At 35.7% G+C, this 11,240-nt stretch carries 10 protein-coding genes; 7 read left to right on the forward strand and 3 right to left on the reverse strand.

Going from position 1 to position 11,240, the window contains the following annotated elements; genetic code table 11:
* Positions 1-5: 5 nt before the first annotated feature.
* A complete protein-coding gene (mfd, locus tag O9307_RS09120) occupies positions 6-3,377 on the reverse strand; it encodes a transcription-repair coupling factor (RefSeq protein WP_298298052.1) in 3,372 nt (1,123 codons plus the stop codon).
* Positions 3,370-3,978, reverse strand: a complete 609-nt coding sequence (locus tag O9307_RS09125) for a hypothetical protein (protein ID WP_298298055.1) — start codon at positions 3,976-3,978, stop codon at positions 3,370-3,372. The genes mfd and O9307_RS09125 overlap by 8 nt, the downstream gene beginning before the upstream one ends.
* Before the next feature lie 237 nt (positions 3,979-4,215).
* On the opposite strand from O9307_RS09125, the gene O9307_RS09130 reads away from it, so the two are divergent.
* The 4 genes from O9307_RS09130 (at position 4,216) to O9307_RS09140 (ending at position 8,729) form a co-directional block, all read left to right on the forward strand.
* Positions 4,216-5,154 (forward strand): L-threonine 3-dehydrogenase, encoded by a 939-nt coding sequence (locus O9307_RS09130; RefSeq protein ID WP_024980458.1) that lies wholly within the window; start codon positions 4,216-4,218, stop codon positions 5,152-5,154.
* 671 nt (positions 5,155-5,825) lie between these two features.
* On the forward strand, positions 5,826-6,812 hold the full coding sequence (locus O9307_RS09135; RefSeq protein ID WP_298298059.1) for an SMEK domain-containing protein: 987 nt from the start codon (positions 5,826-5,828) through the stop codon (positions 6,810-6,812).
* Entirely contained in the window at positions 6,809-7,039 is a 231-nt protein-coding gene (locus tag O9307_RS14730) for an ABC-three component system middle component 6 (RefSeq protein WP_366100331.1), read from the forward strand. Before O9307_RS09135 ends, O9307_RS14730 begins: the two co-directional genes overlap by 4 nt.
* The gene (locus tag O9307_RS09140) at positions 7,014-8,729 is read left to right on the forward strand and encodes a DUF2326 domain-containing protein (RefSeq protein WP_298298061.1); all 1,716 of its coding nucleotides are present in this window, start codon (positions 7,014-7,016) and stop codon (positions 8,727-8,729) included. Before O9307_RS14730 ends, O9307_RS09140 begins: the two co-directional genes overlap by 26 nt.
* A gap of 353 nt (positions 8,730-9,082) precedes the next feature.
* Here the strand turns inward: O9307_RS09140 and O9307_RS09145 are convergent, their stop codons facing one another.
* The gene (locus tag O9307_RS09145; RefSeq protein ID WP_298298064.1) at positions 9,083-9,943 is read right to left on the reverse strand and encodes a winged helix-turn-helix domain-containing protein; all 861 of its coding nucleotides are present in this window, start codon (positions 9,941-9,943) and stop codon (positions 9,083-9,085) included.
* Between the two features lie 111 nt (positions 9,944-10,054).
* Here O9307_RS09145 and O9307_RS09150 point away from each other — a divergent pair, with 111 nt between their 5' ends.
* Genes O9307_RS09150 through O9307_RS09160 form a run of 3 tightly spaced genes read left to right on the forward strand, consistent with a single transcriptional unit; the run spans position 10,055 to position 11,236 of the window.
* A complete protein-coding gene (locus O9307_RS09150; RefSeq protein WP_298298067.1) occupies positions 10,055-10,603 on the forward strand; it encodes a hypothetical protein in 549 nt (182 codons plus the stop codon).
* A gap of 45 nt (positions 10,604-10,648) precedes the next feature.
* The gene (locus O9307_RS09155; protein ID WP_298298069.1) at positions 10,649-10,948 is read left to right on the forward strand and encodes a type II toxin-antitoxin system RelE/ParE family toxin; all 300 of its coding nucleotides are present in this window, start codon (positions 10,649-10,651) and stop codon (positions 10,946-10,948) included.
* Positions 10,949-10,951: 3 nt separating this feature from the next.
* Positions 10,952-11,236 carry an addiction module antidote protein gene (locus O9307_RS09160; RefSeq protein WP_024980463.1) on the forward strand — a complete coding sequence of 95 codons (285 nt, stop codon included), beginning with the start codon at positions 10,952-10,954 and terminating at the stop codon, positions 11,234-11,236.
* Positions 11,237-11,240: the final 4 nt, after the last annotated feature.

Genomic DNA, 11,240 nt, shown 5'->3' on the forward strand with positions numbered 1-11,240 from the left:
AACAACTACTTCTCCCCTCCCAGCAATTCCATCAACTCCAAACATCTTCGGGTGGTTTTGGCATTGTCAAAAGTCAGCAACAAACGAAGGCCTGCTGGGGTTTGCTTTTCTTTCATTTTGCATAAATTGGGATGCTTTTGTACAAAATCCAAGACGTTATTGAAGCGATTCGATTGGTAAAAATCGGATTGTTGGTCGGAAACAAAATACCCAATCATTTTGCCTTGTTTGAGTACTAGTTTTTCGATGCCCACGCGAGTGGCAATCCACTTAATGCGAATGCTGTTCATCAAGGCATTGGCTCTTGCTGGCAAAGGTCCAAAACGATCGATCAGTTTGTTGATGAAAACGGTCAGTTCTTCTTCGTTTTTGACTTCTCCTAGTTCGTTGTACAACAGCAATCGCTCCGAAACCGTATTGATGTATTCATCTGGAAACAACAACTCAAAATCGGTGTCGAGTTGCAGGTCTTTGACGTATTGTTTGGTTTCGATGTTGTTCTCTTCGGGATACAAATCTTTGAATTCATTCTCCTTGAGTTCCTCAATGGCTTCGTTCATGATTTTTTGATACGTATCAAAGCCAATCTCATTGATGAAACCACTTTGCTCGCCTCCCAACAAATCGCCTGCGCCACGAATCTCTAAATCCTTCATCGCAATATTGAAACCACTACCCAATTCGCTAAATTGTTCCAAGGCTTGGATGCGTTTGCGAGCTTCTTCAGTCATCGCAGAATACGGCGGGCAAATGAAATAGCAAAAGGCTTTTTTGTTGCTTCGTCCCACGCGACCGCGCATTTGGTGCAAATCCGACAGCCCAAAATTATTCGCATTATTGATAAAAATGGTATTTGCATTGGGCACATCCAATCCGCTTTCGATGATGGTGGTGGCCACCAAAACATCGAATTCGCCGTTCATAAAGGCCAACATCAATTCTTCTAGTTTCTTGCCATCCATTTGACCGTGACCAATGCCTACTCGTGCATTGGGCACCAAACGCTGAATCATACCCGCGATTTCTTTAATATTTTCGATGCGATTATTGATGAAATACACTTGACCATTGCGCTGAATTTCATACGAAACGGCATCTCTAATGGTTTCTTCATTAAAACCTACCACGTGGGTTTCTATCGGATACCGATTGGGCGGTGGCGTAGTAATTACCGATAAATCTCTCGCTGCCATCAACGAGAACTGCAAGGTTCTTGGAATAGGCGTAGCGGTAAGTGTCAACGTATCTACATTTGCCGCAATCGTTTTGAGTTTGTCTTTTACGTTGACCCCAAACTTTTGTTCCTCATCGACAATCAACAAACCTAAATCTTTGAAAATGACATTTTTGCTGACCAATTGATGCGTACCGATGAGAATATCTAATTTTCCTTCGGCGAGTTGCTTTAGGGTTTCTGCTTTTTGCTTGGCGGTTCTAAAACGGTTCAAATAACCTACAGTCACCGGCATATCCTTCAATCGCTCGCTAAACGTTCTGAAATGTTGGTAGGCCAAAATCGTGGTTGGCACCAAAACAGCGACTTGTTTGCTATTGTCTACCGCTTTGAAAGCAGCACGAATCGCGACTTCGGTTTTACCAAAACCTACATCACCACACACCAATCGGTCCATAGGGCGTTCGCTTTCCATGTCGGCTTTGACATCCTGCGTCGATTTTACTTGGTCGGGGGTGTCTTCGTAGATAAACGAACTTTCCAACTCGTTTTGCAAATAACTATCGGGCGCAAATTGAAAGCCTTTTTCCAAGCGACGTTTTGCGTACAACTGAATCAAATTGAACGCAATATGCTTGACTCTGGCTTTGGTTTTTTGTTTTAAAACTTTCCAAGCGTTCGAGCCTAATTTGTAAATTTTGGGTGGTGTTCCGTCTTTGCCGTTGTATTTGGATATTTTGTGTAGCGAATGAATACTCACGTACACAATGTCATTATCGGCATACACCAACTTAATCGCTTCTTGAGTTTTGCCTTCGACCTGTATTTTTTGCAAGCCACCGAATTTCCCAATTCCGTGGTCAATGTGCGTCACATAATCGCCAACCGAGAGCGCCGTCAGTTCTTTGAGCGTTAAATTTTGCTTTTTCGAATAGCCGTTTTTAATACTGAATTTGTGATAACGTTCAAAAATCTGGTGATCGGTGTAACAGGCGATTTGATTTTCTTCGTCGATAAAGCCTTGATACATTGGCAACACGATAGTATGGTATTGCTTTCGAATGTTTTCGGCGTTGGCTTCATCTAATGATTCAAAAATATCGTGAAAGCGCTTTACTTGTCCTTCATTGGAACAAAACAAATAATTTTTGTAGCCGTTAAAATGATTTTCATTCAGGTTATTCAACAACAAATCGAATTGTTTGTTGAACGACGGTTGTGGCTGAAAATGAAAAGGAAACGTTTTTAGGGTTTTAAAAACCGCTTTACTTCCCCATTCCACGACCGAAAAATCCAAAGCGCGCTTAATGAAACTCGCTTGGTTCAAGAACAATTGCTCGGGTGTGGAGCGTTTGATTTCTTGGGATAATTTCGCGAAAGCTTCTTCGGCTTTGCCAAAATGTTTGTCTAAATCGGCCAACAACAGCTCGGTATTTTGAATAAAAATAACTGCTTGTGCCGAAATATAATCTAGAAAGGATTCCCGATTTTCTTGAAAAAAGGAATTTTCTACATTGGGAATAATCGTGATTTTTTTCTTGGTCTCAATCGATAATTGCGTGGCGACATCAAAGGTTCGAATACTTTCGACTTCGTTGCCAAAAAACTCGATGCGGTACGGATTATCATTCGAAAACGAAAAGACGTCTACGATTCCTCCACGCACCGAAAATTCTCCGGGTTCGGTAATAAAATCAACTCTTTTGAACTCGTATTCAAACAACACCTCGTTGATAAAATCGATAGAAATCTTATCATTGATCGCAACTTTCAAAGTGTTTTTGTCTAATTCCTTTCTGGTAACTACTTTTTCAAAAAGCGCTTCGGGATAAGTGACAATTACGGCGGGTTTTTTACGTGAATTAATGCGGTTCAACACCTCAGCGCGCAACAAAACATTGGCGTTGTCGGTTTCTTCTATTTGATACGGTCTTCGGAAAGAGGCGGGATAAAACAGCACATCTTTTTCGCCCACTAATTGCTCCATATCGTTCAAGTAGTACGCCGCTTCCTCTTTGTTATTGAACACCAACAAAAAGGGCAATTCGGTTTGGGTAAACAACGAACGCGTCACAAATGAGAATCCAGAGCCTAGCAAACCTGTCAAATGCAATTTGCTAGCAGGTTGTGCCGTCAAACTCGCACTTATTTGGATACACTTAGGTGATTTCTCGTAGGTACTGTATAAAATCGGCTTACTCAACGCGTGGTGTATTTTGTGAAGGTGGCATACTAGATGGAATGGCTCTTGCAGTATCTCTTATCATTTGTAGCATTTCAGATTCACCAAATTCTACAGGAATCTTACTTTTTACGTCAATTTTGTCCATTTCGCGTTGTAAAGCAATCAATTCCAAGTTAATTTCAGCAACTTGTTTGACTACTTTTTTATGTGGAATTTGAGTCAAATGCAAGTACATATCCAACAAACTTACATTGGTTATCAAAATCGAAATCCTGCTTTTGATTGCTGGATTGTTGTATTGTCCGGGAATATTGTCTTTTAATTCCAACGCTTTTTTGGTCAATGTTTTGGATTTCTTTTGAAAAGCACTAATCGAACTTTTCGGTTTCTGAGACAATTCATCCATAAACGTACGCCATTGTGGCCAAAAAGACATACTGTTTTCTGCAACTGCATTTATTGGCGCAGACTGAAAAACCCAGCCTTTGTTGATATTGGTAAAAATGATTTCGTTTTTTTGGGCTTCCTTTTTTTGCGCTTCCATTCGGAGTTTGTTGTCATCGTTACAAGAAGACAAAAATAGTGTGACTACAAAAAAGAACCAGAATTGGTGTTTCATCTGAAGAATAAATTAAAAGCACAAAGTTACAAAGTAAATTTAAGTTATCCGTTTCTGTATTTTCTCTTTTCTGTGGCTATCTTTAGTTGATGAATGCCTTATTCTTTTGTGTTGTTTCTATTTTTTTAAAGCTTAATCAACATCTAATTACATTTTTTTATTAAATTTATTGTCATTTTTGCGAAATCGATATTTTTAAGATAAATTCTTATCTTTGTTCTCCTAAAACGGCAACTTATGAATCCAAAAATATTAATCATTGGCGCGTGTGGTCAAATCGGAACGGAACTGACCCAAAAATTGAGAAAAATTTACGGTACCGAGAACGTCATCGCCTCCGATATTCGAAAACTGAATGTAGATGTGGTCAACTCAGGTCCTTTTGAAGTCATCAATGCGCTCGATTTTAACCAAATCGAACATTTGGTCGAGGTGCACCAAATCACCGATGTCTATTTGATGGCCGCATTGCTCTCAGCTACTGCCGAAAAAAACCCAGCCTTTGCTTGGGATTTGAATATGAATTCCTTGTTTCACGTCCTGAATTTGGCCAAAGCCGGAAAAATCAAAAAAATATTCTGGCCTTCGAGTATTGCGGTTTTCGGACCTACAACTCCCAAAGAAAACACGCCTCAATACACCATTATGGAGCCTTCGACCGTGTATGGCATTAGCAAACAATCGGGCGAAAGATGGTGCGAGTACTACCACAACCTTTTTGGCGTAGACGTACGCAGCATCCGTTATCCGGGCTTGATTAGCTGGTCTTCACCTCCGGGCGGTGGCACTACGGATTATGCGGTAGACATTTACCACAAAGCCCTCGAAAACCAATCGTACGAATGTTTCTTATCGGCCGAAACCAAAATGCCAATGATGTATATGGACGACGCCATTGCCGCTACCATCCAAATTATGCAGGCACCAGCGGAGCAAATCAAAATTCGTTCCTCGTACAACTTGGCCGCGATGAGTTTTACACCCACCGAAATCGCTGCCGAAATCCAAAAGCACATTCCTGATTTCACCATCAGCTATGCACCCGATTTCCGTCAAAAAATTGCCGATAGTTGGCCTGCCAGCATCGACGACAGCCGTGCACGTGAAGATTGGGGTTGGAACCACCATTTTGCCCTCGACAATATGACCGTAGATATGCTTGAACATTTGAAATAAAATAACAACTGGCTAATGTTGTTAAACATATAAGTCATTGAAGTTTTTCTTGTAATAACAAACTGAAAGTAGCCCATAGAAGTTAAATTCGTGGCTGCTTTTTTAAAACCATATAAGGCACATAAGGACATTTAGGTTATCCCTTTTAACTTAAATTCTTTATGTGCCTTAGTTTTTTTTGGACAATTCATCAAGAGCACACGAACAGATTGTACCACACTACCCCTCCCGTGATACGCTATATCTTTGCTGCCGAACCCCGTCAGCAAAGGATGCCGCTCCTCCCGGGGCTAGTAGAGACGAATTGTTTTCATAAGACATAGCCTCAGCTAAACCTATCTCCTGCAAGGTTTTCAAAACCTTGTAGGTGTTTTAGTCTTTGCTTATAAACAACTAGAAAATAAATAGTTCGATTATGTTTTGTAGGAATAATTGAATATATTTGAAGAACATAAAGCGAGATCAAGCTTTGTTTAGCTTACTGATTATGGATGTATACACTAAGGATTGTTTCGTATATATTAAGTTATCGCTAAATGAAAAAAGTCGACCGCACAAACGGAAAAACTAACTTTGAAAAGTGAGTGTGAAAATAGAATAAATCAATTACACTTCAACATTTGTATCTTTGCAAAGTGAATAAAACTTTTTTTTAAAATAAAAATAAAACAATGATTGATTTAAGACAGGAAGCATTTAATAGCATTAGTCGAGTATTAGCCATAACACGATATGATATTGAGCAGCGTCAATTAATCAATGAATATGGTCTAAATATTCACGGAGAAAATTATTTTAGAGATGTGTTTAATTTCATTTATCTAAAAAATTACGAAAATGAAAATTTCAACAGCCAAAATAACACTTGTATCGATTTAGTTGATAAAACTGAAAAGCTAGCATTACAAATTACAACTACAAGAACAAAAGAAAAAATTGATAATACATTTAAGGCGTTAAAAATTGCAAAGTATAAAAATTACTCAATAAGTATTTTTTACCTGCTGGATAAATCAAAACCTAATAAAGATACGATTGAGGAATACAAAAAAAATTATGGTGTTGATTTAAATAAATGTTTATTTGATTACACTGATTTAATTAAGGAAATAGAAGGTCTGGAAACTTCAAAATTAATAGAACTAAACAATAAATATTTCAAAAACAATACTGAAAAATACACTGATGAAATCGTTTTGAATCTTGTTTTTAAGCATTTAATTAAAAACTTCACAATCATAAAGACAAACTATGATGACGATTTTGGGACAATTGATACAAAGCAAAAAATTAAAATAAACAACCTCAATAGTCGGATTGAAAGTGAGATTAATAAAGGTTTAGATTACATAAGTTTAGTTAATAATGAAGACAACATTTTGGGTGATTTGAGAAAATTTGTAGTTGATAATTTATATAAACAAGTTTTATTTGAGTTATTATTATCAAAAGTATCTAAAATAGAATTGGAGAGTAAAACATTAGTAGAGTTTAACGATTTATGTCAAATTCATAATATTGATTTTAATAAAATAATCAGTAATTTACATTCTAAGTTAGAAAACAAAATAGAAATTAAAGATTTTAACTCTATGTCTATTAGTTGGATTATTATTTCTTTCTTTTTTGAAATTTGTGATATTGGGATTAAAATATGATACTACCTACTAAAACAATACAACCAGTTGATAGTCTATTAAGTATTTCAGCTTTAATAATTGAAATATTGAAAGAAAAAGAGATGACTTTAGATGACTTATTTGATGAGTTCAATAAAAGGTATTATAAAAAGATAACTATAGAAAAATTGATATTGTCTGTTGATTTTCTATACATAACAAATAAAGTAACGGATAATAATGCAATTATTAAAATTAACATCTAGTAATCCAAAATTTAACACTATAAACTTTAAAAAAGGTTTAAATATTGTTGTTGGTACACAATTGACTAAAGAACAAAAAAAGTCAATTAATGGTATCGGCAAAAGTATGTCTTTGTCGCTAATTCATTACTTATTTGGTTCAAGTTTTAAGTCAAAATCAGAAATAAAACTTAAAGAATATTTGTCAAAATATGGAGAATTTGAACTGTCCTTTATTCATAAAGATAAAGAACATATCATAAAAAAGAACTTTTCACAAAAAGAATATTATTTAGACGGCAAAAAAATTACTCAAACCAATTACCCTAAAGAATTAAACCAATTATTTTTAGGTAATCCAGAAACGAAACCATCATTTAAACAGATTTTTAATTGCTTTGCAAGAAAACATAGCAGCGAGACAAGTTATTATAGCAATATTTTAACACAACAGGCTCGACCTATTGAAGACTACCACCAAAGATACACAAATCTATTCTTACTTAAAATAGATTTGATATTGGTTGAAGAAAGTTACACTTTAAAAAACAAGTTAGAAAAATTAGAAAAAGCTAAAACTACAATTCAAGAATATAAAAAGGCATTAGATAGTTCTAACATAAATGATTTAAAAGATGAAATTATTAAGTTAGAAGCGCAATTAAAAAACTTCATTATAGCTGAAAACTTTGATTTGTTAAAACAAAAGGCTGATGATCTAACAGCACAGTTAAATGAAATTAGAAATAAGATATTTTTTAACGATAAAACCTTAAAAAGAAAAGAATTTAGCTTAGAAGATTCAAAAAACACCACTATAGATAATTCAAAAATTGAAAATATTTTTAATGAAGCCAACTTCTTTTTTAAAGAAATGGTTACTAAAAGGCTTGAAGAAGCACAAGAGTTTCACACAAATTTAATTAGCAATAGAAAAAAAAGGTTAACAATTGAAATTAATGAGTTAAAACTTTTATTAATAAAACTACAGGCTGATAAAGAAATTATTTCAACTGAAAGGGATTCTATTTTAAAAGACTTGAATAATAGTGGTGCTTTAGAAGAAAGAGATAGTATTAAAGACAGGATTAAAACTCTTGAAAATCAAAAAAATGATTTAGAAAAATACGAAAACATACTAAATGATTTCAAAAAAGACAAAAGCAACTTAGACGTTAGGAATGCGGTTTTAAAACAGGAAAGCATTGTCTATCTTGATAAAAACCAAAAAGAACATAATGAAATAGAGAAAAAATTCAGAGACTTAGTAAAGCAATTTTACGATAATCAAGGTGGCTCATTTAAAATTGAAGAAGCTCCTTCTGCTAAGTATCTTTTCAATATTAATTCTCACATACCAAAAGAAGGTTCACAAGGAGTTGGAGAGGTAAAAATATTTTGTTATGATGTTCTATTATATTTATTAAACAAAAATTTACTGAATTTTTTAGCACACGATGGTTGCATTTTTTCTGAAATGGATCCAAGGCAAAAAACTACAATATTTAAAGTGATTCTTGAACTTGTGAAGGATGATAATTTTCAGTATTTTTTAAATATTGGAGAGAATACATTAAATGAAATTTTAAATGATAATAATCAAATAAATATTTTAACGGAAGTAGAAAAAGAAACAATAAGGAAAAGTATTAGATTGACATTATCTGACAAAGAAGAGAAAAATTGGTTGTTTGGTGAAAGTTTTGACTAGTAATATACTAACGCTTCACAGCCCCACCACCCGCTAATTCAAGCGTCACGCTCGTACCCTCACAATCAATTCCAGACAAACTATAACCTCTTTGCAATAACTACAATATTGCTGTTTTTTATTATGAAAACCAAAAGTCCTCGCCTAGCCCCGATGGCAGTGGCATCCTTGCTTGGCGGGGTTCGACAAGCAAGATATAACGAACAGCGGGACAACTCGTGAGGTACGCAAAAGAAGTACTGCTCCTAAAAAATTAAATACGAATTACACGAATTGGCACGAATACATTCCTTCGAATTACCGTTTGTTGCAAGCGCTAGTTTTCCTTAGGCGGTTACTTCCAGCTTGTATCCTTAGCCGCGTACCACTATGATGTTGCTCTTTGGGTCTAGTTCTAGTTTTTTTCTGAGTTTTGAGATGAACATATCCAGACTTCGGCCCACGATGACGCCTTCGTCTTCCCAAATCTCTTTTTGCAAGCGGCTTCGGGCTATGGTTTCGTTGGGAGCTGAAGCAAAGATGCGCAACAGACGTGTTTCGGTTGCGGTGAGAACTTCGGTTGTTTCGTTGATTTGCAGTTGACGTTGCTGCGCATCAAATATTACGGAACCAAAAGTGAATAGCTTGTCATCCTCCGTTTTGGCTACCGTATTCTTAGGTTTAGCTGGCTTCAAAAAAACAAAACCAAGCAAGGCAACAAATGACAAACCACCCAAAAGATAAACATAGTTTGTTGCGATGCCATTGGGTTTAAAGGTAATGTTGATGGTATAACAAGCCACAGGTTGTTTTCTTCCAATACAAGCTACAATATCGTCTTTTTTATTTTTGGAAATGGCGTATCCATAAGCGACTGTCGAATTGGCGCAATTAAGCACGCTAACCACATAATCGTTGGCGAGCGGGTCTTTGGCTAACCAACGCTGCGTTGTTTTCACCAGAGCATCGGGTTGAAAGCTAAACGCACTCTCAAAAGTGATTTGATATTCGTTTTCGGCTATCTTTTTTATGGGAAGCACTCTTGAAGTACTGTCGCCAGATTGTAGGAGTATGTCGTGTCCAATACGGCGCAGTAACACTTCTCTTTTAGAGCTAGCATAGTTGTCATTATCCCCAAAGCTAAACCCAACACTGATTACTGCAATGAATAAGAGTCCCATCCATCCGAAGAGGTAGTTGCGTTTTCTGGAAAGGAGATTTTGTGTAAATTGCATAGTGTCAAGTTTATATTTACAAAGTTTACATTTTTATTTACAATCTCAATTGCTTCAGCCTTAAAATATTCAAATACATTCGCAGTATCAATTTTAAAAAACGGCAACGCTATGAAAAAAACCATCTATTTATTGACCTTAGCCCTGACTTTACTAAGCGGAGTAGTATTGGCTAATTGTGAAATGAAAAATGAAAACAATTCCCCCAAGAAACCAAGCTCGATTGCTGACAAAAAAGCCAATGAAAAAGCAAGAAAAAAATGGGAGGCTTCTCCTGACGGCAAACGGTATACTGCTTGGAAAGTTTCTCCATTGGGGAAAAAAGTGCAGGCTAGTTATGAAAAAATAAAGCCTTCTTTAAAAGCTTTCAACAAAATGGAAGCCGTGGTTACTTGTATTAATTATCAGCGTCCAAGTACAAATAATTCGGGACCAAAATGGCTTATTGTGGAAATTAATGGCGAACGATATATGATGCAATTCATTCCTAAAGAATTCGAGCAATTAAAAGACCTAAAAGTTAAGGACAAAATAACAATCAAAAGCCGCAGCGCCGGACTTTCTGATAATCATCCCTATTTGATTTTATCGAGCGACTATATCGAACACGACAATAAGGTACTTTTTGAACGTGATTTGAGCAAAAATAATGGTTGTTAATACAGCTTTTTGTGTAAATTTGTATCCAAACGAATACAATTTTAAATGTACTTTCTTGAAAAAACAGTAGAATTTGATAAATGGTTGCGAAAGCTAAATGACCTTAAAGCAAAAGCTAAAATCTTATTCCGCCTCCAAAAATTAGAAAAAGACGAACATTTTGGCGATTGCGAAGCGGTTGGAGAAGGCATCAGGGAACTAAAAATTAACTATGCTAAAGGCTACCGAATCTATTTCAAAGAAATGGATGGAAAAATTATTATTCTACTTATTGGAGGTGACAAATCAAGCCAACAAAGAGACATTGAAAAAGCAAAAGAGATTTGGAGAAAATTAAAACAATAGGAAATGGAAACATCAAAATTTGATATCTCAGATTATTTGGATAGCAACGAAATGATTGCTGAGTATTTAAATTCAGTATTAGAAGAAGGGAATGACGCAGAAATGGTTACTGCTATCGGACATATTGCAAAAGCCATTGGTATGACTAAAATAGCCGAAGAAACAGGTATGAGCAGACCGAGTTTGTACAAAGCATTATCTGAAGGAGCCAATCCACAATTTTCAACTATAATGAAAGTTTTAAAAGCAATTGGTGGACAAATACAAATAAATCCATTACCCGCTTAGTATT

Source organism: Flavobacterium sp. (genome assembly GCF_027531905.1).
Taxonomy (GTDB): domain Bacteria; phylum Bacteroidota; class Bacteroidia; order Flavobacteriales; family Flavobacteriaceae; genus Flavobacterium.